At 68.4% G+C, this 23,787-nt stretch carries 22 protein-coding genes and 1 pseudogene; 22 read left to right on the top strand and 1 reads right to left on the bottom strand.

Annotated elements, in window-relative coordinates; genetic code table 11:
• Positions 1 to 18: 18 nt before the first annotated feature.
• The 14 genes and pseudogenes from dprA to ACOGI8_RS12190 form a co-directional block, all read left to right on the top strand.
• Entirely contained in the window at positions 19 to 1,242 is a 1,224-nt protein-coding gene (gene dprA / locus ACOGI8_RS12255; RefSeq protein ID WP_419854081.1) for a DNA-processing protein DprA, read from the top strand.
• A 63-nt stretch (positions 1,243 to 1,305) separates the two neighbouring features.
• Positions 1,306 to 2,223, top strand: a complete 918-nt coding sequence (locus ACOGI8_RS12250) for a tyrosine-type recombinase/integrase (RefSeq protein ID WP_419854080.1) — start codon at positions 1,306 to 1,308, stop codon at positions 2,221 to 2,223.
• A 68-nt stretch (positions 2,224 to 2,291) separates the two neighbouring features.
• Positions 2,292 to 2,786: a murein hydrolase activator EnvC family protein gene (locus ACOGI8_RS12245; protein ID WP_419854079.1), complete on the top strand. Its 495-nt coding sequence runs from the start codon at positions 2,292 to 2,294 to the stop codon at positions 2,784 to 2,786.
• A gap of 190 nt (positions 2,787 to 2,976) precedes the next feature.
• Entirely contained in the window at positions 2,977 to 4,041 is a 1,065-nt protein-coding gene (gene rpsB / locus ACOGI8_RS12240; protein ID WP_419854078.1) for a 30S ribosomal protein S2, read from the top strand.
• Position 4,042: 1 nt separating this feature from the next.
• Positions 4,043 to 4,849, top strand: coding sequence for a translation elongation factor Ts (gene tsf / locus ACOGI8_RS12235; protein WP_419854077.1), 807 nt, complete (start codon positions 4,043 to 4,045; stop codon positions 4,847 to 4,849).
• A gap of 29 nt (positions 4,850 to 4,878) precedes the next feature.
• Positions 4,879 to 5,628, top strand: a complete 750-nt coding sequence (gene pyrH / locus ACOGI8_RS12230; protein WP_419854076.1) for a UMP kinase — start codon at positions 4,879 to 4,881, stop codon at positions 5,626 to 5,628.
• Between the two features lie 43 nt (positions 5,629 to 5,671).
• Entirely contained in the window at positions 5,672 to 6,238 is a 567-nt protein-coding gene (gene frr / locus ACOGI8_RS12225; RefSeq protein WP_419854075.1) for a ribosome recycling factor, read from the top strand.
• Between the two features lie 20 nt (positions 6,239 to 6,258).
• Complete coding sequence (locus tag ACOGI8_RS12220) at positions 6,259 to 7,698, top strand: phosphatidate cytidylyltransferase (protein WP_419854074.1); 1,440 nt, start codon at positions 6,259 to 6,261, stop codon at positions 7,696 to 7,698.
• A gap of 4 nt (positions 7,699 to 7,702) precedes the next feature.
• Entirely contained in the window at positions 7,703 to 8,857 is a 1,155-nt protein-coding gene (dxr, locus tag ACOGI8_RS12215) for a 1-deoxy-D-xylulose-5-phosphate reductoisomerase (protein WP_419854073.1), read from the top strand.
• Positions 8,854 to 10,095 (top strand): M50 family metallopeptidase, encoded by a 1,242-nt coding sequence (locus ACOGI8_RS12210; protein WP_419854072.1) that lies wholly within the window; start codon positions 8,854 to 8,856, stop codon positions 10,093 to 10,095. Before dxr ends, ACOGI8_RS12210 begins: the two co-directional genes overlap by 4 nt.
• A 13-nt stretch (positions 10,096 to 10,108) precedes the next feature.
• Positions 10,109 to 11,320, top strand: coding sequence for a flavodoxin-dependent (E)-4-hydroxy-3-methylbut-2-enyl-diphosphate synthase (gene ispG / locus ACOGI8_RS12205; RefSeq protein ID WP_419854071.1), 1,212 nt, complete (start codon positions 10,109 to 10,111; stop codon positions 11,318 to 11,320).
• Between the two features lie 248 nt (positions 11,321 to 11,568).
• Positions 11,569 to 12,144: a ribosome maturation factor RimP gene (gene rimP, locus ACOGI8_RS12200; RefSeq protein ID WP_419854070.1), complete on the top strand. Its 576-nt coding sequence runs from the start codon at positions 11,569 to 11,571 to the stop codon at positions 12,142 to 12,144.
• The gene (gene nusA, locus ACOGI8_RS12195; protein WP_419854069.1) at positions 12,141 to 13,430 is read left to right on the top strand and encodes a transcription termination factor NusA; all 1,290 of its coding nucleotides are present in this window, start codon (positions 12,141 to 12,143) and stop codon (positions 13,428 to 13,430) included. Before rimP ends, nusA begins: the two co-directional genes overlap by 4 nt.
• Positions 13,431 to 13,529: 99 nt before the next feature.
• Positions 13,530 to 13,667 (top strand): annotated as a pseudogene (locus tag ACOGI8_RS12190) (translation initiation factor IF-2 N-terminal domain-containing protein); the annotation flags it as partial.
• A gap of 281 nt (positions 13,668 to 13,948) precedes the next feature.
• On the opposite strand, the gene ACOGI8_RS12185 reads toward ACOGI8_RS12190, so the two are convergent.
• Positions 13,949 to 14,344: a hypothetical protein gene (locus tag ACOGI8_RS12185; protein ID WP_419856434.1), complete on the bottom strand. Its 396-nt coding sequence runs from the start codon at positions 14,342 to 14,344 to the stop codon at positions 13,949 to 13,951.
• 280 nt (positions 14,345 to 14,624) lie between these two features.
• Here ACOGI8_RS12185 and infB point away from each other — a divergent pair, with 280 nt between their 5' ends.
• The 8 genes from infB (at position 14,625) to ACOGI8_RS12145 (ending at position 23,787) form a co-directional block, all read left to right on the top strand.
• Positions 14,625 to 16,421 carry a translation initiation factor IF-2 gene (gene infB / locus ACOGI8_RS12180; RefSeq protein WP_419856405.1) on the top strand — a complete coding sequence of 599 codons (1,797 nt, stop codon included), beginning with the start codon at positions 14,625 to 14,627 and terminating at the stop codon, positions 16,419 to 16,421.
• 48 nt (positions 16,422 to 16,469) lie between these two features.
• Positions 16,470 to 16,832, top strand: coding sequence for a ribosome-binding factor A (locus ACOGI8_RS12175; RefSeq protein WP_419854068.1), 363 nt, complete (start codon positions 16,470 to 16,472; stop codon positions 16,830 to 16,832).
• 5 nt (positions 16,833 to 16,837) lie between these two features.
• Entirely contained in the window at positions 16,838 to 17,701 is an 864-nt protein-coding gene (gene truB / locus ACOGI8_RS12170; protein WP_419854067.1) for a tRNA pseudouridine(55) synthase TruB, read from the top strand.
• 38 nt (positions 17,702 to 17,739) lie between these two features.
• Positions 17,740 to 18,684: a bifunctional riboflavin kinase/FAD synthetase gene (locus ACOGI8_RS12165; protein ID WP_419854066.1), complete on the top strand. Its 945-nt coding sequence runs from the start codon at positions 17,740 to 17,742 to the stop codon at positions 18,682 to 18,684.
• A 151-nt stretch (positions 18,685 to 18,835) separates the two neighbouring features.
• Positions 18,836 to 19,108 (top strand): 30S ribosomal protein S15, encoded by a 273-nt coding sequence (rpsO, locus tag ACOGI8_RS12160; protein WP_323673084.1) that lies wholly within the window; start codon positions 18,836 to 18,838, stop codon positions 19,106 to 19,108.
• A gap of 32 nt (positions 19,109 to 19,140) precedes the next feature.
• The gene (locus ACOGI8_RS12155) at positions 19,141 to 21,690 is read left to right on the top strand and encodes a polyribonucleotide nucleotidyltransferase (protein ID WP_419854065.1); all 2,550 of its coding nucleotides are present in this window, start codon (positions 19,141 to 19,143) and stop codon (positions 21,688 to 21,690) included.
• A gap of 79 nt (positions 21,691 to 21,769) precedes the next feature.
• Positions 21,770 to 22,537: a 4-hydroxy-tetrahydrodipicolinate reductase gene (dapB, locus tag ACOGI8_RS12150; RefSeq protein ID WP_419854064.1), complete on the top strand. Its 768-nt coding sequence runs from the start codon at positions 21,770 to 21,772 to the stop codon at positions 22,535 to 22,537.
• Positions 22,538 to 22,608: 71 nt separating this feature from the next.
• Positions 22,609 to 23,787: a sulfite oxidase gene (locus ACOGI8_RS12145; RefSeq protein ID WP_419854063.1), complete on the top strand. Its 1,179-nt coding sequence runs from the start codon at positions 22,609 to 22,611 to the stop codon at positions 23,785 to 23,787.

Genomic DNA, 23,787 nt, shown 5'->3' with positions numbered 1-23,787 from the left:
CGCGGGGAGGGTCACGCCGTGAGCACCACCAGCCAATCCGGTGCCGGTCGAGCGGAACTCGGTGCGCTGATCGAGCTGTGCTCGTTGCCTCACATGGGCCCGGCGCGACTGCGTGCATTGTTGAGCAGCCGTGACGCCCGTGAGGCCATCGATCAGCTGCGTACCGGGCGGGCTGCGGTGCTGGCGGCGTTGCGATCGTGCCGCGGCGTGGATGAGCAGCTGATCGCGACATGGCGGCGGCAGGCCGCATTGGCCTCCGAGCGTGCGGCGATCAGCGGGCATCCCGTCGGCGCCGACTTGCTCGCCGCGCATACGCGTGAGGGCATCTGGCTGTTGGTGCCGGCTTGCAGCGATGCAGCTGAGATCTGGGAGTCAGACCCTGAGCCGCCTGCACTGCTGTTCGGCCAGGGCGCTGCGATCGAGCCGGAGATCCGGCGCGTCGGCGTTGTGGGCACACGGCGATGCACTGCGTACGGGCGCACAGTGGCACAGCAACTCGGGTCGGGCCTCGCAGCGGCGGGGGTGGCAGTGGTGTCGGGCCTGGCGACTGGTATCGACGGCATCGCTCAGCGAGCGGCGCTCGACACGGGCGGGCCGGTCATCGGCGTCGTAGGCAGCGGGCTCGACCAGGTGTACCCGGCGTCGAATCGCTCGCTGTGGGCCGATGTGGCACGGCGCGGGACACTGCTCAGCGAGTACCCGCTCGGCCGGCGTGCAGCGCACTGGCAGTTCCCGGCGCGCAACCGGATCGTGGCGGCACTGTGCGAGGTGCTGGTTGTGGTCGAGTCCGGGACGACGGGCGGCTCGATGTACACAGTCGACGCCGCAGCCGAGCGGGACCGGCCGGTGATGGCTGTGCCGGGGCCGATCACCAGCGCGGCCTCAGCCGGCGCCAACCGGCTGCTCGCTGACGGGTGCGCGCCGGTCTGCGAGGTGGCCGACGTGCTGTCGGCATTGGACACCGAGTTCCCGGCCCTGGCGGCGCGTGAGCGCAGCGAGACGGAGCGCGATGCGCGGGGCCGCACCGTGGCCCGAGCGGCCGCAGCAGTTGCTGCAGAGGCGCAGCCGGGCGAGCCGCTCGACCGCCAGATCCTCGACGAACTCACCGCCGGGCCTCGCACGCTCGACGAGCTGGCGCTGCAGACCGGTGCCAGTCTCGGTGAGCTGGCATCGGCGCTGGGCCGGTTGCAGCTGTCGGGCTGGGCCAGCGAGACCGGCGGTTGGTGGGAGAAGGCCCGATGAGGGCCCAGTGTCGCTGCGGCGGAGCTTGCGAACCGGTGGGGGCCCCTCGGTACTGTGGTGCTGGTGACGTCACGTCTGGTGACCGGGGCGCCGCCGGCGTGGCGAGTCCCCGAATTCGTGCTGTCACTGACCGCGGCATCGGATTCGACCAAGCGCGCCTACCGCTCCGATCTGTGCCAGTTCGCCGAGTGGGCCGCTCGGGCAGGTCTCGACGCACCAGGCGACGTCGATCGACGCTGGCTGCGCCGGTACATCGCGTTCCTGTCGGTGCGCGGGCTGTCGCGACGCTCGGTGGCCCGCAAAGCGTCCGCATTGAGGCGTTACTTCAGGTGGCTGGCACGCCGAGGCGCCATCGACGTCGATCCGACGCTCGGGCTTGCCGCGCCGGCCGGTTCGGGACGCCTGCCGCGTGTCCTTGCAGCGGGCGAAGTGTCCGAGATGCTCGGCGACGGCACGGTGCCCGACGATCCGACCGAACTGCGCGAACGGCTCGTGCTCGAGCTGCTCTACGGCAGCGGCCTGCGCGTCGCCGAACTCTGCCAGCTCGATCGCGGCGCCTTCCGGACCGGCAGCGCGCACATCGAAGTGATCGGGAAGGGCGCCAAGCACCGCCGGGTGCCGCTCAGCGAGCCGGCCATGGCGCTGCTCGCCGCATGGCGCGATGGCGGCAGCGACGAGTTCGACGTGCAGCGGCTGCGCGAGCCCGCCGGCCGCGACCCTGCAGCACTGCTGGTGAACCTGCGCGGCAACCGGCTCGGCACGCGAGACGTGCAGCGGATCCTGGATCGCCACGCCGCCACGCCGACCCATCCGCATGCCCTGCGACACACCTACGCCACGCATCTGCTGGACGGCGGAGCCGACCTGCGCGTGGTGCAGGAACTGCTCGGCCACGGGCGACTCGCGACCACGCAGATCTACACACGGGTCAGCAGGGAGCGCCTCAGGGAGGTGTACGAGTCGGCACACCCGCGCGCCTGACCATCGCGTTCGTTGCCGCGGGCGCAGCTGTTCTGGCTTTCGCTGGTGGCCCGGCGCGGGCGCAAGCTGTGCCGGCGCAGACCGGGCCGGCGCTCGATTACATCTGGCCTGTGCACGGCACCGTCGTCGACCCCTTCCGGCCGCCGACGCACCGCTACGGGCCCGGCAATCGCGGCCTCGAGTTCGCGACACAGCCCGGCTCGGCGTTCTGGGCCGCTGCCGACGGCATCGTCAGCTTCGCCGGGCAAGTGGGAGGGCGACTGCATGTCACGGTGAGCCATCCTGACGGTCTGCGGGTGTCGTACTCCGGGGTTGCGTCGACCAGCGTCCGCAGAGGCGAACGAGTCCAGCAGCGACAGCAACTCGGCACCACAGGCGACCGGCTGCATGTCGGTGTGCGCAGGGGCGAGACCTACCTCGACCCGGCTCAGATCTTCGGCAGCAGCCGCAGCACGAGTGGACAGTCGTCGCTTGGACGCCCGCATCTCGTCCCCTCATCGCCCTCCGTGTATCGCCTGCAACTGCGCTGGTTACACTCCGGCGTCGGCAATGCGGTGCTCTGAGGCTTACGCCGACGGAGACCTGGCATTCAGGAGGCCAAGTCTCCCGGAAGCCCGAGTCGGCGTCGGCGCGTCTCGTCGAGATCACCGTGCCACCGACCATTCACTGACCAGCCGGGGCGGCCCCACGGTCGCCGCTGTCCAAGCGGCGTCGTCCCCGGTGCAGAGATTCGAACCGTGGGGAGGAGCATTCATGTCCGCTGTTGTGACCATGTCCGACCTGCTCGCCGCCGGCGTGCATTTCGGCCACCAAACCCGCCGCTGGAATCCGAAGATGGAACGGTTCCTGTGGGGCGAGCGCAACGGCATTTACATCATCGACCTCCAGCAGACGCTCCAACTCCTCGAAGACGCCTACGCCTACGTGCGCGACACCGTGGCGCGCGGCGGCACGATCCTGTTCGTCGGCACCAAGCGCCAGGCCCAGTACCCGATCCAGCGCCATGCCAATGCGTGCGGCATGCCGTATGTGAACCAGCGTTGGCTGGGCGGCATGCTGACCAACTTCCGCACAATCCGCGGTCGAGTCACCAAGATGCTTGAGTACGAGCGGATGCAGGCCGCCGGCGACTTCGACAACATGCCGAAGAAGGAAGCCCTGCTGCACACCCGTGAGCTCACCAAGCTGCAGCGCAATCTGAACGGCATCCGGAATATGGACAAGCTGCCGGATGCCGTCTTCGTGCTCGACACGCCGAAGGAGCACATCGCGGTGGCGGAGGCTGTCCGGTTGAAGCTCCCGGTAGTCGCCGTCGCGGACTCGAACTCCGATCCCGATCCGATCACCTACGTCATCCCTGGCAACGACGACGCCATCCGCTCCACCGAATTGCTGTGCCGGGTGGTCGCCGATGCCGCGTTGGAGGGCCGATACATGGCCGAGCGCAGCGGCGTCGCGGTGGCCCCAGCAGGCGAGCGCTCGCCTGAGGAAGAGGCACGCATCGCTGCACAGCAGGCCGAGGCACAGCGGGCTGCAATGGCCGAGGCTGCGGCCCGGGAGGCCCGTATCGCCGCCGATCAGGCCCGCAAGGCCGCCGCGGCGGCCGCCGTTCCTGACATGCGGCCGGCTGAGGCCCCAGCCGCGGCGGTTGATGTCGCTGGTGACCCAGAGCCCGCTGTCGAGGCATCTGCGCCGGACGAGTCCACCAGCGATATGTCTGCGTCTGCCGAGCCTGCGGCCGAAACCGCCGAGGCTGCGGGCGATGCCACCGAGGCTGAAACCCTGGCCCCCCCATCTGCATCGCAAGGAGCCTCCTGACATGGCGGCGTTCACAGCAAAGGACGTACAGGCCCTGCGCCACGCCACCGGCGCCGGGATGATGGATGCAAAGAACGCGCTGACTCGATGCGATGGAGACGCCGACGCCGCGGCCCAGTGGTTGCGCGAGAACGGCATCGCCAAGTCCGCGGCCCGAGCCGATCGTGACAACAGCGACGGCGTCGTTGTGGCGCGAGTGATCGACAGCGGCGACGGCTCCGTCGGCGCCATCGTCGAGTTGCGCTGCGAGACAGACTTCGTCGCCAAGTCTGACGGGTTCCTGTCAATGGCAGACAAGATGCTGACCGATGTGATCGCAAGCGGTGCGTCTGCTGTCGCCGACGCAGCAGCCGTCATCGACGATCTGAAGATCACGCTCAAAGAGAACATCGCGGTCGGCACGGTGGAGCGCTTCGAGGCTCCCGTCGGCTCCTGTATCGACGCCTACGTCCATCAGCAGAACGGCCGTGGCGTCAATGCTGTACTCGTGGAGATCGAAGGTGCCACGCCGGAGCTCGCTCATGACGTGGCGCTGCACATCGCGAGCAGCCGCCCCACCTACATCCGGCGTTCTGATGTGCCAACGGAGGTCCTCGACCGGGAGCGGGCCACCTTCGAGGCAATGAGCCGGAATGAGGGCAAGCCCGAGGCGGCGCTGCCGAAGATCGTCGAGGGCCGCCTGACCGGCTACCTGCGCGAGCACACGCTTATGGAGCAGAAGTTCGTGAAGGACGAGAAGCGAACAATCGCCGATCTCGTCGGATCGGCGAGCGTGACGCGTTTCGCCCAGGTCGAGATCGGCCGCTGAGCATCGCTGTGGCTGCGGCGGTGACCCCGGTGACGCAACCGGAAGATCCGCGAGAGAGCGCAGCCCGTGAGTGGAAGCGGGTGGTGCTGAAGCTGTCGGGCGAGGCGTTGGCCGACGCGGGAGGGAACAACGTCAGCGCCGCTGTGGTGGACGCGCTGGCGTCGGAGATTGCAGACGTCTGGACATCGTTGAAGGTCGATATCGCCGTCGTCGTCGGGGGCGGCAACATCTGGCGCGGCATGGCGGGCTCGATCGGCGGCATGGATCGCGCACAGTCTGACCACATGGGCATGCTCGCCACGGTCATCAATGCGCTTGCGTTGCAAGATGCGCTCGAACGCCGGGACGTGCCCACCCGTGTGATGACCGCCATCGGCATGGCACAGATCGCTGAGCCCTATATCCGGCGCCGGGCCGTGCGCCACTTGGAGAAAGGCCGGGTAGTGATCTTTGCGGCGGGCACCGGCAACCCGTTCTTCACGACTGACACCGCGGCAGCCTTGCGCGCCGCGGAAGTCGACGCCGATGTCGTGCTGAAAGGAACCCATTCCGGTGTCAACGGCGTCTATACGGCCGATCCGCAGACCGATCCAGATGCTCAGCTCCTCAGCGAAGTCACGTTTCTCGAAGTGCTGTCCCGGGAGCTGGCGGTGATGGACTCCGCAGCAATCGCCGTGTGCAAGGACAATGCCACCCCCATCGTGGTGTTCGACCTCATGACGCAGGGCAATTTCCGCCGCGTCGTCGAAGGCGAGGCGCTCGGCACGCTGGTGCGCTGACAGGTGACGGCCACTGCCGCCAGGTCATCGCTACGCTGGTCGGGTGAGCGAATTCGCCGCTGAGATCTGTGCGGACGCTCGCGAACGGATGCGCGGCGCTGTCGAACATGCCCGCGGCAACTTCGCCACCGTCCGGACGGGTCGCGCGACACCAGCGCTGGTCGAGAAGCTGCAAGTCGACTACTACGGCGCAGCCGTCCCGTTGCAGCAGCTCGCGGGATTCTCGGTGCCCGAGGCACGCATGCTGGTCATCCAGCCGTTCGACCGGGGCGCGCTCGACGCCATCTCCAAGGCGGTGATGGAGTCTGACCTCGGCATCAACCCCTCGAGCGACGGCCACATCCTGCGACTGCTCTTTCCTCCCTTGACCGAGGATCGGCGCAAGGATCTGGTACGCGTGGTGAAGCAGATGGCCGAGGACGGGCGCGTCGCGGTGCGCAATCTGCGTCGCAGCGCTCGTCATGATCTCGATACGCTCGAAAAGGAAAAGGAGATCTCCGCCGACCAGAAGCGCAGCTTCGAACAGGAGCTCGACGCCGACACCGCCAAGTTCGTCGGAGACATTGATCGGGCGTTGGATGCCAAGGAGCAGGAACTCCTCGAGGTCTGACCGAGCAGGTGTGAAGGTAGATGTCCGAAAGCAGCGCGCATCCGCCGGCCCACTCCGGTTCTGATCCCAGCGATCCGCCGGGTGCCGACGATCCGCTGGGCTCGACCCGGCCGCTGGTGAACTTCGACGCCGACGACGCTCCAGCGTCGGACGAGCCGGCGGTGCCGCCAGCGGAACCCGAAGCGGCCGCTGCGGAGCCGGAGCGTCGCGGCGGCTCGCGCCTGTTCCCCCAACTTCCCGACGACCCGCGTCTGGCCAGCGAGACTCCGGCGGCCCCCGACCCCGAGGCACCCGCCGCAGAGAATCTTGAACCGCTGTTCGACTCGCCTGACGAGACGACCCCGCCGTCGATCCCGCCTGCTGATGCCTCCCCAACGCTGGCCGACATGCCAGTGGCACCCCCCGCTGCGGCTGCCGCCACATACGCCGACGATCCGGCGCCTGCCGCCGCGGCCCCGACCGCTGCCGAAGTACCGTCGGAGGCTGGTGCCGCGCCATCCGAGACTGATCGCTTCGCTCAATGGGCTCAGCTCGATGCGTCTGCATCACACTGGCGCGAGGGGAACCAGGACTATGAGGAGCGTGGAGTCGTGAGCGACGAAGCCCGGACTGTCTTGCACAATGCCCCATCGGACTCCGGCGGCACCGGTCGCAACCTGCCGGCTGCCATTGCGGTAGGTGCCGTGCTGGCCGCGCTGTTCTTTGGCGCGCTGCGGCTGGGCGAAGCAGCCACCGTGGCGCTCGTTGCGATCGTGCTCGTGCTGGCCGCAGCAGAGTTCTACCGAGCCGCCCGGCCGCTGGGCTACCGCCCGGCGACGCTGGCGGGTCTTGCGGGCGTCGCAGGCTTGACCGTCGCTGTGCACCTGCGTGGTGTCGAGGCCTATCCGATCGTGCTGGCCGTTGCTGCGGTGACCATCCTCTGCTGGTTCCTGTTCGGCGTCGAGCGAGACCATCCCACCGCGAACATGGCCATCACCGCACTCGGTCTGCTGTGGATCGGCGGCTTGGGATCGTTCGCCGCGCTGATGCTGCGCGAGCCGAACGGCGACTCGATGCTGATCGCCGCTGTGATCGGGACGGTGGTGTACGACGTAGGTGGCTATGTCGTGGGTCGAACGACGGGCCAGAGCCGACTCGCAGCGCGCATCAGCCCGAGCAAGACCCACGAGGGTCTCATCGGGGGCATCGTGCTGTCGGTGGTGATCACCACGCTCGTGATGAATCGCTTCCCTGGCGTGTTCCCGTGGACCGGAGGCCTGCTGGACGCCCTGTGGCTGAGCCTCGCTGTCGCACTTGCTGCGCCGCTGGGAGACCTGACGCAGTCGATGGTCAAGCGCGATGTGGCGATCAAGGACATGGGCAGCCTGCTGCCCGGTCACGGCGGTGTCTTCGATCGCTTCGACGCGCTGCTCTTTTCCTTGCCGGCGGCGTACTTCGTCGGCACACTCGTCGTCGGGTAGGTCCATGGGCGCGACGACCGTCGCGGTGCTCGGCTCGACGGGTTCGATCGGCACTCAGACGCTGGAGGTCATGCGCGCCGAGCCGGACCGGTTCCGGGCCGTCGCCCTTGCCGCGAACAGCTCGGTGAGCGAGCTCGCAGCCCAAGCGGCCGAGTTTGCGCCGGCCGCAGTAGCCATCGGCGATGCGGGGCTGGTGCCGGAGCTGCGGGCCGCGCTGCCCGCCGGAATCGAAGTGCTGGCCGGCGCCGATGCCTTCGCCGATCTCGCGGGCACGGCCGACGTTGTCGTGAATGGTGTGGTGGGCTTCGCAGGGCTGGGTGTCACCCTGGCGACGCTTCGGGCCGGGCGTCGTCTGGCGCTGGCGAACAAGGAGAGCCTCATCGCAGCGGGACCGCTGGTGCAGCCCTTGCGGGCAGTGCCCGGCGCCGAGCTCATTCCCGTCGACAGCGAGCACAGCGCTCTGCACCAGTGCCTCGCCGGCCAGCCGGCACCGCCGGAGCGGCTGATTCTCACCGGCAGCGGCGGGCCGTTCCGCGGTCGCACCGCCGCCGAGCTGCGCGAGGTGACCGTGGCAGACGCCTTGGCGCACCCCACGTGGTCGATGGGACCGAAGATCACGGTCGACTCCTCGACCCTCATGAACAAGGGCCTCGAGGTCATCGAAGCGCACGAGCTGTTCGGGGTCGACTACGACCGGATCGAGGTGGTCATCCAGCCGCAATCGGTGGTTCACTCGATGGTGACGTTCGCCGACGGCAGCACCGTCGCGCAGCTCTCGCTGCCGGACATGCGCCTGCCGATCGGCTACGCCCTCGCCTATCCCGAGCGCATCGGGACTCCGTTCGGTGCCGTCGACTGGTCGACGGTCGGTCGCCTCGAATTCGACTTGCCCGACACCGATACCTTCGGTTGCTTGCGCCTGGCGTACGACGCGGGTCGAGCAGGCGGCACCGCACCCGCGTGGCTGAATGGTGCCAACGAGCATGCTGTTGGTGCGTTCCTGTCCGGGCACCTGCGCTGGCACGAGATCGAGCGTGTGATTTCGGTTGCGATGCAGGATCACGATGGAGCCTCAGCCGACAGCGTGGATGCGGTGATCGCTGCGGATCGCGGGGGGCGTCGCTCGGTAGCCGCTGCAGTGACGGGCATCCGCGCATGAGGGGCCATACCGACGAACCGCAGGCGCCGACGTTGGGCTCGGTCGCGCGCACCGTCGGGGGCATGGCAGCGCTTGTGGTGCTTGCGTTGCTGGCTTGGGGTTACCCGTTCGCCGTCGGCGCAGCGGTCGTGCTCGCCGGGGTGCTGTTCATGCACGAGTTCGGCCACTACGTGGCCGCACGTGCTGTGGGCATGAAGGTCACTGATTTCTTCCTGGGCTTCGGCCCGCGGCTGTGGAGCTTCCGCCGCGGCGAAACCACCTACGGTCTGCGCGCCCTGCCGCTCGGGGCCTATGTGCGCGTGATCGGCATGTCGAGCGGCGATGTGGTCGAGCCTGGTGATGAGCACCGCGCCTACCGCGTCAAGAGCTATCCGCGCCGGCTGCTGGTGGTGTGTGCCGGTTCGCTCATGCACTTGGTGATGGCGCTGGTCGCCTACATGGTGTTGCATGCAGCGCTCGGCGCACCCGCCCTCGAGGAGAACCGCTGGCAAGTTGCCGAGGTGATGAGCCAGCGAGACGGCGTGACGCTTCCGGCTGGCACGGCAGGCATCGAAGTGGGCGATCGCATCGTGGCCGTGAACGGTGCCGCCACCGACGACTGGAACGCTTTCGTATCGCAGGTGCAGGCGCGGCCAGGCGAACTGGTGCTGTTGGAGATCGAGCGGGACGGCACCCTCCTCGCCACCGAGACCACGCTGGCGGCAGACCCCGAGACGGGACGGGGCCTGCTGGGCGTTCGTGCCTCTCAGGCGGTTACCTACGAGACGGCCGGACTGCCCACAGCAACGGCCCGTGCGTTCACCGACCTCGGGCGGGCGATGGTCGATTCGGTGCGTGGCATCTGGTCGTTGTTCGTGAACTTCGGCGACGTGATCGACCGCATCGTGTCGCCGCCTGGCGATCCCTCGGCGAACGACGACCTAGGCATGCGGCCGTTGGGGGTCTTCGGCATCGTGGACCTGGCTTCGGACACCTCCTGGGGGTGGTCTGAGCGGGCGCTGATGTTTGCCATGGTCAACGTCTTCCTCGGCGTGTTCAACATGGTTCCGGTGCCGCCGTTCGACGGCGGCCATGTGGCGATAGCTACCTATGAGCGCTGGCGGGAGCGCGGCGGGCGCGACCGGTACCTCAGTGATCCGCGGGCGTTGGCCCCCGTGGTCGCTGTGGTGGTGACTGCGCTCGCCCTGCTGGCGATCGGCTTGCTCTACCTCGACATCGCCAACCCGATCGACCTGTGAAACCTTCGGTGCCATGAGTACCTCTGCCAGCTACGCCCGACGGCACACCCGTCAAGTGCATGTCGGCTCCGTCGCGGTCGGGGGCGGGGCACCCATATCGGTGCAGTCGATGACCACCACCAAGACGTCCGATGTCGACGGCACACTCGCGCAGATCTACGCGCTGGCCGGCGCCGGGGCCGACATCGTGCGCTGCACGGCAAACGACATCGCGGCCGTCGAGGCGCTCGCGCAGATCGTCCCGCGCTCGCCCGTGCCCCTTGTGGCAGACGTTCACTTCCAATACCGGCTCGCGCTCGCCGCGCTCGACGCCGGAGTGGCGTGCTTGCGACTGAATCCGGGCAATATCCGCAAGCCCGATCAGATCCGCGCTGTCGCGACGGAGGCCCGCGATCGCGGCGTGCCGATCCGCATAGGCGTCAATGGCGGCTCCCTCGATCCCGACATCGAGTCGCGCTTCGGCATGACGCCGGCGGCACTGGTCGAGTCGGCCAAGCGGGAGCTCGGCTACTTCGACGAGGTGGGTTTCCACGATGTCAAGATCTCGGTCAAGGCCAGCGATGTGACCTTGATGGTGGAGTCATACCGGCTGCTTGCCGACGAGGTCGATTTCCCGCTGCATCTCGGCGTCACCGAGGCCGGCCCTCCACCCGCCGGCCTGGTCAAGTCGACTGCAGGCATCGCGACCCTGCTGAATGAAGGCATCGGCGACACCATCCGTTACAGCCTCACGGCTGACCCCGTCGAGGAGGCCACCGCCGGCCAGCAGTTGCTCCAGGCGCTGGGTCTGCGTGAGCGTTCGGGTACCGATCTCATTGCCTGCCCGTCGTGCGGCCGTGCCGAGGTGGACGTGATCTCGGTGGCCCAGGAGGCGCAGGCGGCCTTCGGTGACCTCGACCTGCCCGTGCAGGTTGCCGTGATGGGCTGCGTGGTGAACGGGCCGGGCGAGGCACGCAGTGCCGACCTAGGGATCGCCGCGGGCCGATCCCGGGGCCATTTGTTCGTGAAGGGCCAGGTTGTGTCGGTGGTGCCCGAGGACGAGATGGTCTCGGCGCTGGTGAACTGGGCTGAGATCGTGGCGGCCGATGGCGTCGAGGCGGCGCTGTCGCGGGCGGAGGCCGGCGCAGCGGCTGCAGCCGAAGCCGACCGCGCCGCGCTCGTCAGCGAGCAGGGCGACGACGTCAATCAGGCCGCCGAGCGCGTCGCCCTCATCCGTCGCCGCTGAGCCTCCCAACCAAGAGATTGAGCCGCCGCTGCCGTTCAGTCGCATGCGCCGATCGGCATGATCGGGTCACATCGCGGTCGGGAACCATCTGAGCGCCTTGGTAGCGTCGTGTTTACAGGACAGTTTCGGTCGGACCTGGGCTCTGCGCCATGTTCTTGTGGGTCGGGTTCTTGTGGCTCGGCCGCAAGGGCTGGTACCGCAGGCACAGCCCCGAGGGCGGCTGAGGCGACGCGGACAGGGAGGTTGCGATGACTGACACCGCTGCGGCCTCGCGCGCCCCGGTGCACACCTCATCTGCCGTTGACCCTTCGCAGGTCACCGCACTCGCCGAGCCGATTGCCGCCGAGACCGGCTGTGCCCTCTACGACGTGCAGTGGCGAGGCGGCACGCTCGTGGTGCTGGCCACGGCGACGGAGGGCGCCGCCATCGGTGTTGAAGCGCTGAGCAAGCTCAGCCGCAGATTGTCCATCGCACTCGATACCGCCGACCTGATCAACGGCCGCTATGTGCTCGAGGTGTCCAGCCCAGGACTCGAGCGCAGCCTGCGCCGTCCAGAGCACTTTGCGGGTGCGGTCGGCGAGCGGGCAGTCATTCGCACGAGCGCACCGCTGCGCCGGCGCATCGTCGGCGAGATCCTGGAAGCCGACGGATCCGCGGTTTCGATTCGCATCGAGGAGATCTCGGGCGGTGGCGTGGCCGAGCACGCCGACCAGCCAGAGGCCGGGCAAACGCTGTCGGTGCCGTTCGGCGACATCGCCAAGGCCCGCACGACATTCGAATGGGGCTCACCGCCACGCGGCCCCGGAGGAAGGCAGGGACGATGAACAGCCCGGAGATCATGGAAGCGCTCCAAGCACTCGCTGCCGAGAAGGGCATGACCACCGAGGTCTTGCTCGAGGCGGTCGCGAACGGCCTTGAATCGGCCTACAAACGCCGCGAAGGTGCCGCCGAACAGGCCTACGTCATCATCGACGAATCGTTCAACATCACGGTCTACGCCCAAGAAGTCGATGAGCTGGGCAATGTCCTGCGGGAATGGGACGACACGCCGCATGACTTGGGCAGGATCGTGGCCCAGACCGTGCGGCAGGTCCTGAACCAGCGCATCCGCGAAGTCGAGCGCGACATGAAGTACGACGAGTACGCCGGCCGCGAGGGCGACATCGTCACCGGCATCATCCAGCAGAACGACGCCCGTTACACGTTGCTCGACTTGGGGCGTGTCGAGGCGCTGCTTCCCCAGTCGGAGCAAGTTCCCTATGAGCGGCCCGAGCCCAACAGCCGTCTCAAGGCGTACATCGTGGAGGTGCGCAAGACCGCCAAGGGTCCGCAGATCGTCGTGTCGCGCACGCATCCGGGGCTGATCCGCGAGCTGTTCAAGCTGGAGGTCCCCGAGATCTCCGATGGCGTCGTCGAATTGAAGGCGTGTGCGCGCGAGCCCGGCCACCGCACAAAGATCGCCGTCTGGTCGAATGACCCCAACATCGACCCGGTGGGTGCATGCGTCGGCGCCCGCGGCAGCCGGGTACGCCAGGTGGTGAACGAGCTGCGAGGCGAGAAGATCGACATCGTCCCGTTCTCTGACGACCTGCATGACTTTGTGGCGAAGGCGCTGTCCCCGGCTCGGGTCCGGGAAGTTCGCTTCCACTCCGAAGAGGGTGTTGCCGAGGTTGTCGTGCCCGACCACCAGCTGTCGCTGGCGATCGGCCGCGAGGGCCAGAACGCGCGCTTGGCGGCCCGGCTGACCGGCTGGCGCATTGACATCAAGAGCGAGACCCAGATCGCCGAGGAGGAAGCCGGTTACTCAGGGGAGGAGTGGGCCGAGGGGGAGTGGGTCACGAACCCCGACACCGGCGAGCAGACCTGGGTTCCTGCCGACGGCAGCGAAGCGATCACCGCGGGCCAGTGGTCTGAAGCCGTCACCGAGCAGGAGGATGCGGACGGTGCCTCGACCGCCGGCAGCGACGGCGATGCTGCCGCGGAGACCTCCACTGCTGCTCCGGCCGCGGCTGCCGATGGCGGCGCGGACGGTGATGCTGCTGCCGCCGAGATCCCCGCAGAGGCTCGCACCGACGCCGGTACGCTTCCATCGGACTCGACGGCGCCTTGAGGCCGATGGCCCGTCTCATCGCGTCCCCGTTTCATTCCCTGAGCCCCGCCGGGCGCCCCGTCAACTCTCGACAGAACCTCCAAAAGAAAGACCGACCGCTTGCCGAAGAAAGTCCGCGTTCACGAGCTCTCCAAAGAGCTGGGCATGACGCTCACCGAGGTGCTCGACGTATGCGAGTCGTTGGGCATCGGTGTGAAGACGCACTCGTCCAGCATGGAGGATGCTCAGGCTGACCGCGTCCGGCGCAAGGCCGCGCGTGAAGGACTGATTCGTGACGAGCCGCCACCCGAGGCACGCAAGGCTCGTAAAGCGCCGGCGAAGGCTGCCGCTGCGACCGAGCGCGACGACTCGGCGGAGGTGCAGCAGTCACCGCCGGCGACCCGCCCAGCGCGCAAGGCACCGGCTCGCAAAGCCCCGGCTGAGCCGAGGCCGGCTACGCAGGCCGCGCCGGCCTCCGAGGCTGAGCCGCAGGCTCCCGCGGTCGCGCCGGCCGCCGAAGCTGCCCCCCAGACGCCATCTCAACCTGCTGCTGCGGCCGAGTCGGCTCCGCCGAAGCCGCCGAGCGCCTCGCCGGAGATGCCGCCGCCTGGCACCCCACCGCCCCCGAGCACGCCGCCACCGGCGGGTGCCCCGCCGCCGGTGCCGCCGCCACGGCGGCTGGTCACCTCGAGCGGCCAGGAATCCGCGCGGCCGATTCTGCCGCCATCCGGGCGTCCGGCAGCGCGCGCGGAGGAACCGGCAGCGCCTTCGAGGCCAGCGCCGGACGAGGCGGCCGGATCCGCACTGCCGCCGCCTCCTTCCCGTCTGCCGGTGCCGCCGAAGTCTGCCGACGGCCGGCCGATCCCGCCGCCGCCTGCGGCGCCCCGTTCGGGATCCGGAAAGCCGATCCCCCCGCCGCCGGGTCCTCCCCGCACATCAGCACGCAGCGGGGGGCCGTATCGCTCTGGACCTCCCGGTGGGTTCCGACGTCCCGCCGGCGGCGGCGATCGTCCGCACGGAGGTGGGCTAGGCGGCGGGCGCGCCCACGCCGGAGCGCCGCCGCCCCCCGGTGGCCGTCCGGGCGGGCCCCCCGGCGGTGCTCGTCCGGGAGGGCCGCGGGGAGCACCGAGAGGCGGTCCACGAGGCCGACCGCGCCGGCGCCGTCGTCGCCAGCGCGAGGAACTGCAGCCTCAGCAGCTCACCGCCTACACGCCGGTGGATGCGCCGGTTCCCGAGGGCGAGATCGTCGTGGAGCGCGGATCGACAGCTCAAGAAGTGGCCGCCCGGCTGAATCGCTCGGCTGCCGACATCGTGCGATTCCTGCTGCAGCAAGGCGAGATGGTGACGGCCACCCAATCGCTCAGCGATGACATGATCGAGCTCTTCGCTGCCGAACTCGGCGCCGAAGTGCGCATCACCGAGCCTGGCGCGGAGCAGGAAGAGGAGCTGCTGCGAGCGCTCGAAGTCGACCTCGCCGACGACGGCGCTCACATCCGACCCCCGGTGGTCACGGTGATGGGACACGTCGACCACGGCAAGACGCTGCTGCTGGACCGCATTCGCTCCTCGAACGTTGCCGAGGGCGAGGCGGGCGGCATCACGCAGCACATCGGGGCATACCAGACCACGCGGAACGACCACCGGATCACGTTCATCGACACACCCGGCCACGAGGCCTTCACGGCGATGCGAGCCAGGGGAGCGCAGGCCACCGATGTCGTCGTTCTGGTGGTGGCGGCCGATGACGGCGTCATGCCGCAGACGGCCGAGGCCATTGACCATGCGCAGGCGGCCGACGTGCCGATCATCGTGGCCATCAACAAGATGGACCGGCCCGGCGCAGACGCCGATCGGGTGCGAGCCCAGCTGGCCGAACGGGGCTTGGTGCCCGAGTCGTACGGCGGCGAGGTGATCACCGTGCCCATGTCGGCCATGACGGGTGAGGGCATCGACGAACTGCTCGACCAGATCTTGCTCGTCGCCGAGCTCGAAGAGCTCACCGCCCCTGCTTCGGGGCGCGCGGTCGGCATCGTGCTCGAGGCCCATCTCGACCGTGGCCGCGGTCCTGTTGCGACGGTGCTGGTGGAGCGCGGCACGCTGCGCATCGGCGAGCCGATGGTGGCCGGCGCCGCGTGGGGCCGTGTGCGCGCCATGACCGACGATCGCGGCGCTCCGCTCAACGAGGCGGGTCCGTCGATGCCCGTGGAGGTGCTCGGTCTCGGCGAGGTGGCGCGCTCGGGCGACCTGTTCGTGGTGGCGCCCGACGAGAAGACCGCAGGCAAGGTTGCGGAGACCCGCGAGCACTGGCAGCGCCAGGCCAGTTTGGCCGGCACCGCTGGCGGCAGCGGCGGCGGAGCTCGGCTGGAGGACATCTTCAAGCAGGTGCAGGCCGGTGAGGCCGCCACGCTCAACCTGGTGCTCAAGGCCGATGTCCATGGCTCGCTCGAGGCCGTCACCGACAGCCTGCGCAAACTCGAACGCGAAGACGTCAAGCTCTCCTTTGTGAGCCGTGGGGTGGGCGGCATCAACGAGAACGACGTGCAGCTCGCAGCGGCATCGGAAGCCACGATCATCGGCTTCAACGTGCGTCCCGACCGCAATGCGCGCCAGACGGCCGAGACCGAGGACGTCGAAGTCCGGCTCTACGAGATCATCTACGACCTCATCTCCGATGTGCAGAACGCCATGGTCGGCCTGCTCGAGCCGGAATTCGAGGAGATCGTGATGGGCGAGGCGCAGGTGCGCCAGGTCTTCCGCATCTCGGGCGTGGGACCCGTGGCCGGCTGTGTCGTCGAGCATGGAAACGTGCGCAGCGGCGCCAAGGTCAGGTTCCTCCGTGACGGCACGATCATCTGGAAGGGTTCGATCTCCTCGCTGCGGCATTTCCAAGACGACGTCGCTGAGGTGTCCGCGGGCATGGAGTGCGGTATCGGTCTCTCTGACTTCTCTGATCTGAAAGAGGGCGATGTGATCGAGACGTACACCGAGCGCGAGATCGCCCGCGTCGCCTGACGGAGCACCCGCCCGATGGCCCGTCGCTCCCGCCGTCGGCGGCGCACGATGCCGACTGCGCACCGATACGAGCGGACCGATCGGGTTGCCCAGCTCGTGCGCGGCATTGTGGCATCGGAGATGGAACGGCTCGACGAGGCGTTCGAGGGCATCGTGATTGCGGGCGTGGATGTCGATCGTGAGCTGAGCGTCGCCGTCGTGCACTACGACGTGCGCGACGACGATGCTGCAGACAGGGCGGCTGAGGCGTTCGATGAGCACCATCACCGTCTCCAGCGGGCTTTGGGCGCGAGCACCAGCCTGAGACGCACTCCCACGCTTCGTTTCCGCCGCGACCGGGGGGCTATCGCCGCCGAGCGAATCGAAGATCTGCTGGCCGGCCTCTCCGATGAGCAGGACGGGGGGCCCTGAACGGCATGGCGCGACGCCGTCCGGCCACCGTTCATGGCAGCGTCATCGTCGACAAGCCGCACGGGCCCACCTCGCACGACGTGGTGGGCATGCTGCGACGCCGCTTCGGCGAGCGGCGCATCGGCCACGCCGGCACGCTCGACCCGTCCGCAACGGGAGTCCTGGTGGTCGGCATCGGCAATGCGACGCGCCTGCTGCGGTTCGCCACCGCAGGCCGCAAGAGCTACGAGTGCGAGATCGTGTTCGGCGTCGAGACCAGCACGCTCGATGCAGCCGGCGAGACGGTCGCGACTTGGTGCATGGATCTCGAACCGGCTGAGGTTGCCGACGCGGCTGCGGGCTTCGTCGGCTCCATCTCTCAGCTGCCGCCGATGGTGTCCGCCGTCCGTGTCGGCGGTCGCCGTCTGCACGAGATCGCCCGGTCGGGTGATGCTGCGGAACGCGTGCCACGCGAGGTCGAGGTCTACCGATTCGAGGTGGAGCCCACTGGCGACCCGCAGGTGTACCGGGCGTCGGTCGATTGTTCTGCTGGCACCTACGTCCGGACGCTCGGCGCCGACCTGGGGAATGCGCTGGGAGGCGGAGCTCACATTCGAGCGCTCCGGCGAACCCGCAGCGGCGCGTTCTCGCTGTCCGATGCTGAGGCCCCCGAAGAAGCGGTGCTGCGACCGCCCGCCGAACTGGTTCGTGACCTGTCCCAGATCCGCCTCTCCGACGACGACGCCGCCCGCGCCCGCCAAGGCACCCACCTGGCCGCTCATCGCTACGGGGGCTCGGGCCCGTGGGCATTGTTCGATCCCGAGGATCGACTCATAGCAGTGCACGAGCGCGCCGGAGGTCGCTTGCGTGCCACTGTTCTGCCCAAGTAGCGAGCCCGCCGGCTCGGCCTCTGAGTAGCGTTGCGCGCATGGAGGTCATCCGCGACTTGGATTGGTGCCCGGTGCTCGAGCACGGCAGCGTCGTGACCGTGGGGGAGTATGACGGCGTTCACCGCGGGCACCGCACCGTGATCTCGGAGATGCATCGCCTCGCAGCGGAGCGAGGATGCGCGACGGCAGTCGTGACCTTCGACCGTCACCCGGCCACGGTGGTACGGCCGGAATCCGCCCCGCTGCTGCTGTGCGACCTCGATCACAAGCTCGAACTGCTGGCCGAGACCGGCGTCGACTTCACGCTGGTAGTCACCTTCGACGAGGCGCAGGCGGCAGTGCCTGCTGAGCAGTTCGCGCACGAGATACTCGTGAGATGCCTGACCGCACGGGCGATCGTGGTCGGCGCCGACTTCCATTTCGGCAAAGGACGCCGGGGCAATATCGAGACGCTGCGCCAGGTCGGCGCTGAGTACGGCTACGAAGTGGTCGGGCTCCCGTTGGTGAAGCAGATGACCGGCGACGGCGACGTGATCTCGTCCACATCGATCCGCGAAGCGCTTGCCGCGGGGGATGTGGAACGAGCCCATCGGCTGCTGGGGCGGCCGTTCGAAGTGCGTGGCGTCGTCACGCTCGGCGACCGCCGCGGCCGCCAGATCGGCGTGCCCACCGCCAACCTGCCCACCACTCCCGACCTGCAGATTCCTGCCGACGGTGTCTACGCCGCCTGGTACGTGCGCCCCGATGGAGCCCAATACCCGGCGGCTGTCAACATCGGCCGCCGCCCGACGTTCTACGAATTCGCGGAGCGCTCGCTGATCGAGGCGCACCTGATCGGCTTCCGCGGAGATCTCTACGACGAGACCGCCAAGGTCCGCTTCGTGCGCAGGCTGCGGCCCGAGCGCCGCTTCGACGGCATCGACGAGCTGAAGACTCAGCTTCGCCGAGACATCGAAGATGCCGCAAAATGCCTCCACACCTGACTCGCCTCCTCAGCGGGCGCACCACAGTTCTGCTGGTAGCCTGAACGGCTGACAAGAGACAGAAGACCACGGCCGGGTTGTCCGGTCGGCTCGTCGCAGCAGGCCTCCCTTCGGCCCTGCGACGGCAACACAGAGGGAATACAGCAACGGCATGAGTGCCAAGAGATCAAGTCCAGCGGCTTCGGTGATCGACGAACATCGCCATTCCGAGGCCGACACCGGATCGCCAGAGGTGCAGGTCGCTCAGTTGAGCGCGCGCATTGACCACCTCACCGAACACCTCCAGACCCACCACAAGGATCACCACAGCCGCCGAGGGCTGTTGAAGCTCGTCGGACGACGGCGCAGGTTGCTCGACTACCTGAACGCCAACGACGTCGAGCGGTACCGAGCTTTGATCGCAAAGCTCGGCCTCCGGCGCTGACCACCGATCCCCACCCCACAACAGGAGCAGACATGGCTGAAGCCATTTCGGTCACCGGTCCCATCGCGGGCACCGACAAGACCATCACCTTCGAGACCGGCGTGCTTGCCGGGCTCGCGAACGGGGCGGTCACGTCCCGCATCGGCGACACGCAGGTGCTCGTCACCGCAACCGCGTCGAGCCGCCCACGCGACGGCGCATCGTTCTTCCCGCTCACCGTCGACATCGAGGAGCGCATGTACGCCGTGGGCCGGATTCCCGGCTCGTTCTTCCGGCGGGAGGGGCGTGCGTCCGACGATGCGATCCTCACCTGCCGGCTCATCGACCGCCCGCTGCGGCCGAACTTTCCGAGCGACTACCGCCACGACACCCACATCGTGGGCACGATCCTCGGCGCCGACCACGTCAACCCGTACGACTTGGTGGCGCTGAACGGGGCGTCGGCCGCCCTGTGGCTGAGCGGCATCCCGTTCGACTGCCCGATCGCCGGTGTGCGCATCGCCTGGTCCACCGACGGCGAGTGGATTCCCTTCGCCACCCACGAAGAGTCCGAGGCCGCCACGTTCGAGATGGTCGTGGCCGGTCGCCAGCTCGACAGCGGCGACATTGCCGTGATGATGGTGGAGGCCGGCGGCACCGAGAAGGCCTTCGAGTACTACGCCGAGGGCGCGCCGAAGGTCACCGAGGACGTGCTCGCCAGCGGTCTCGAGGCCTCCAAGCAGTGGATCGACGACATCATCGAGATGCAGAAGTCGCTGCGCCGGCTGGTCGAAGAGCAATCCGGGCCGATCTCGGTGATGGAGTACACGTCCAGCAAGGACTACTCCGACGAGGTGCTCGATCGCGTCCGCGAGGTCGCCACCGACCGCATGCGTGAGGTGATGGCCATCGCCGACAAGGCTGACCGCGAGGCGGCACAGTCTGAGACCAGCGGCGCCGTGGTCGACGAGGTCGCCGCAGAGTTCGCCGATCTCGACGGCGCCCCCGATCAGATCCGTGAGGCCGTCAGGTCGCTGTCGAAAGAGATCGTGCGCGAGCGCATCGTGGCCGACGGCTTCCGTATTGATGGACGCGCCACAGATGAGGTCCGGCCGCTCTCGTCGGTCGCGGGCTACCTCGGCCGCACCGCTCACGGATCGGGCCTGTTCCAGCGCGGCGAGACCCAGGTGCTGAATGTCACCACCTTGGCGATGTCCCGGATGGAGCAGATCGTCGACACCCTGAATCCTCAGGACCGGCGCCGGTTCATGCACCACTACAACTTTCCGCCGTTCTCCACCGGCGAGGCCGGCTTCATGCGTGGCCCCAAGCGGCGCGAGATCGGCCACGGGGCACTTGCCGAGCGAGCGATCTTCCCGGTCATCCCGTCCAAGGAAGACTTCCCCTACGCGATCCGGCTGGTGTCCGACGTGCTCACCTCCAACGGATCCACCTCGATGGGGTCGGTGTGCGCATCATCGCTGTCGCTGATGGATGCCGGTGTGCCGATCGTGGACCACGTCGCCGGTGTGGCGATGGGCCTGGTGTATGCCGACGGCAAGTACGTGACGCTCACTGACATCCTGGGTGCCGAAGACGCCTTCGGCGACATGGACTTCAAGGTCGCCGGCACCGAAGACGCCATCACGGCGCTCCAGCTCGACACCAAGATCGACGGCATTCCCGCCGAGGTGCTTGCCCAAGCGCTGCAGCAAGCCCGGCAGGCTCGCCTGCAGATCCTCGACGTCATGCGGGCTGCGATTGCCGAGCCGAGGCCCGACGTGGGCGAGACGGCGCCGAAGATCACCAGCTTCGAGATCCCGATCGACAAGATCGCCGAGGTCATCGGACCGCGGGGCAAGGTCATCAACTCCATCCAGGAGGAGACCGGCGCCGACATCAATGTCGACGACGACGGCACCGTGGGCACGGTCAGCATCGGCGCCACCGACCGCGAGGTCGTGGACGAGGCCGAGCGGCAGATCCGGCTGATCGTCAACCCGCCGACGCCCGACGTGGGTGCCACCTACGAGGGCCGCGTGGTCAACATCACCAAGTTCGGTGCCTTCGTGAACGTGCTGCCTGGCACCGACGGATTGCTGCACATCTCCAAGCTGGGTGGCCGCCGGCGGCTGAACTCGGTCGAGGAAGTGCTCGAGCTTGGCGATGTGGTGAGCGTGATCGTCGAGGAGATCGACCCCAACGGCAAGATCAGCCTCTCGCCTGCCGATCCGACGCAGGTCGGGGGCTCCGAGGGCGACGCCGACGGAGCAGACGACGACCGGCCGCAGCGTGATCGTGGTCGGGGCCGTGACGGTGGTCGAGGCCGCGACCGCGACCGGGACAGCAGCGGCAACGGCACACGCCGATCCCGCACGCCGGTGGCCGCCGCGGTGCCGGCGGGCGATGGTGCCGATGCACCGGCTGCCGCCACCGATGGCGATGATGAGGGCGGCGCCGCATCGGCACCGAGCGGTACTGCCCGTGAGGACGTCTCGTTCGGCGAGCACTTCGAGCAGATCGCCAAGGACGTCTACGGCGACCTCGGGCCCGAGCTCGAGCAGTCCGGACGGGGTTCAGGCCGCCGTCGCGGACGCCGCTAAGGGGCTCCGCTCGCCGGAGGGGCCGTGCGGCCGTCCGGCACACAACGAGGCGTTCTGACGCGCCACTAGCGTGACCGTCGTGAGAGTGCTGGTGTTCGGCGCGGGCGGGCGTATGGGCGCAACCGTCTGCGAGGCGGTTGCCGACGACGACGACCTGCAATTGGCGGCTGGTGTGGATCCGGGCGCAGGCGGTGAGCGAGACGTCACCGACAGCATCGACATTGTCACGTCGGTCGCGGACATCGACCCGGCTGCCGTCGATGTGGCTGTCGACTTCACGGTTGCCGCTGCAGCCCGCGAGAACTTGGCATGGTGCGCGGAGAACGGTGTGCACGCCGTCGTCGGCACCAGCGGTCTCGATCCCGACGACTACGAGCGATGCCGGGCAGCGTTCACCGCCAGCAACTGCCTCATCGCCCCGAACTTCGCCATCGGGGCGGTGCTCATGATGCGCTTCGCCGAGCTTGCCGCTCCGTTCTTCCCGACAGCCGAGGTCATCGAGCTCCATCACGACAACAAGGTGGACGCCCCCTCCGGCACTGCCATGCAGACCGTGCGTGCGATGGCAGCGGCATCCGATGACTGGGGGCCCGATCCCACCCGCGACGAGGTGGTGCCGGGCGCCCGCGGCGGCAAGGGCCCCGGCGGCATTCCGGTTCACTCCGTGCGGCTGCGGGGGCTGGTGGCGCACCAGCAGGTGCTGCTGGGCACGGCCGGGGAGACGCTCACCATCCGCCACGACAGCCTGGACCGGGTGTCGTTCATGCCGGGCGTGCTGCTCGCCTGCAAGTCCATCGGTGAGTACCCCGGCGTCACGATCGGCCTCGATACGTACCTGCAGCTCTAGTTCGTGCGGGGCCAATGGTGACCGGGGCCGCGCAACCTCGACCGCTCTGGGAGTTCGCCCACGAGCGGGGAATGAGCCGCCGCAGGTTCCTCTGGCTGCTGTCGGCCGGCGGGGCTTCTGCGGCACTGGCCGCATGCACCGGCACCCGGGTTGCGGTTGAGACTTCGGCGTCGACAGCCCCGGCGGTCGGGACGGCGCCGTGGTTCAAGGATCCGGCCCCGTTCATTGTGCGCGGCACTGCGGGCCTCGAAGCCCGTCTTGAGAACATGGACGGACTGATCACGCCGGAACGGTTCTTCTTCGTGCGGAACAACTCCGTCAGCCTCGATATCGCAGTCGACGACTGGTCACTGAGCATCACCGGTGACGCCGTACCTGCTGCGGTCGAGATGTCCCATGACGACCTGCTCGGCATGGAGAGCCGAACGCTGGAGGCGTATCTCGAATGCGCCGGGAACCACCGTGCCATGTTCGACCTGGTCAATGGCCAGGCAGCCGAGGGCACGCAATGGGGAACAGGTGCCGTCGGCAATGCCACGTGGACCGGTGTGCCGCTCGCAGACGTGCTGAGCGCGGCGGGCACCAGCGACGCCGCCGCCAGCGTGATGCTCATCGGCATGGACATCGACTCGCCCGAGGCGGGCTTCCGCCGTGTGATCCCGGTGGCCAAGGCGATGGACCCCGACACGCTGCTGGTACACGGCATGAACGGCGCCACGCTGCCGCGCGACCACGGCTACCCGCTCCGGGCGCTCGTCCCGGGCTGGGTCGGCAGCACGAGCATCAAGTGGCTCAGCCGCATCGTGGTCTCGGCGGATCAGCAGTGGGCGCGCAACAACACGTCCTCGTACGTCCTGATCGGCGACGCCTACCCGCCCGAGGGGCAAGCCGAAGGCGTCGTGACGACCGCCCAAACCATCAAGAGTGCGCTCGCGCTGCCATGGCCGGCCCAGCTCGATACCGGTGAGCGCCGCATCGGCGGCTACGCCCATTCGCCGGCAGGCAGGATCGCCGCGGTGGAATGGAGCGACGATTCCGGCCAGTCGTGGCACGAAGCACAGCTCGTAGGCCCGCAGGCGCGCCTCGGCTGGGTCCGATTCGAGTTCACCTGGGATGCGCCCGCAGGTCGCCACACCGTGATGACCCGAGCCACCGATACCGCCGGCAACACCCAGCCCGAAAAGGTCCCCTTCAACCGCAAGGGCTACCTCTTCAACCAACCAGTGCCCCACCCCATCAACGTCGTCTGA

The sequence above is a fragment of the Candidatus Poriferisodalis sp. genome, assembly GCF_965204195.1.
Lineage (GTDB): Bacteria > Actinomycetota > Acidimicrobiia > Acidimicrobiales > Poriferisodalaceae > Poriferisodalis.
Note: the sequence above shows the minus strand (reverse complement) of the source record. Positions and strands in the feature narration are given on the sequence as shown.

Bases quoted from the DNA above. Each gene is read 5' to 3' on its own strand.
- rpsB (WP_419854078.1), top strand. From the start codon at position 2,977: ATGTCCGCTGTTGTGACCATGTCCGACCTGCTCGCCGCCGGCGTGCAT.
- tsf (WP_419854077.1), top strand. From the start codon at position 4,043: ATGGCGGCGTTCACAGCAAAGGACGTACAGGCCCTGCGCCACGCCACC.
- ACOGI8_RS12220 (WP_419854074.1), top strand. From the start codon at position 6,259: ATGTCCGAAAGCAGCGCGCATCCGCCGGCCCACTCCGGTTCTGATCCC.
- dxr (WP_419854073.1), top strand. From the start codon at position 7,703: ATGGGCGCGACGACCGTCGCGGTGCTCGGCTCGACGGGTTCGATCGGC.
- ACOGI8_RS12210 (WP_419854072.1), top strand. From the start codon at position 8,854: ATGAGGGGCCATACCGACGAACCGCAGGCGCCGACGTTGGGCTCGGTC.
- ispG (WP_419854071.1), top strand. From the start codon at position 10,109: ATGAGTACCTCTGCCAGCTACGCCCGACGGCACACCCGTCAAGTGCAT.
- rimP (WP_419854070.1), top strand. From the start codon at position 11,569: ATGACTGACACCGCTGCGGCCTCGCGCGCCCCGGTGCACACCTCATCT.
- nusA (WP_419854069.1), top strand. From the start codon at position 12,141: ATGAACAGCCCGGAGATCATGGAAGCGCTCCAAGCACTCGCTGCCGAG.
- ACOGI8_RS12175 (WP_419854068.1), top strand. From the start codon at position 16,470: ATGCCGACTGCGCACCGATACGAGCGGACCGATCGGGTTGCCCAGCTC.
- truB (WP_419854067.1), top strand. From the start codon at position 16,838: ATGGCGCGACGCCGTCCGGCCACCGTTCATGGCAGCGTCATCGTCGAC.
- ACOGI8_RS12165 (WP_419854066.1), top strand. From the start codon at position 17,740: ATGGAGGTCATCCGCGACTTGGATTGGTGCCCGGTGCTCGAGCACGGC.
- rpsO (WP_323673084.1), top strand. From the start codon at position 18,836: ATGAGTGCCAAGAGATCAAGTCCAGCGGCTTCGGTGATCGACGAACAT.
- ACOGI8_RS12155 (WP_419854065.1), top strand. From the start codon at position 19,141: ATGGCTGAAGCCATTTCGGTCACCGGTCCCATCGCGGGCACCGACAAG.
- ACOGI8_RS12145 (WP_419854063.1), top strand. From the start codon at position 22,609: ATGAGCCGCCGCAGGTTCCTCTGGCTGCTGTCGGCCGGCGGGGCTTCT.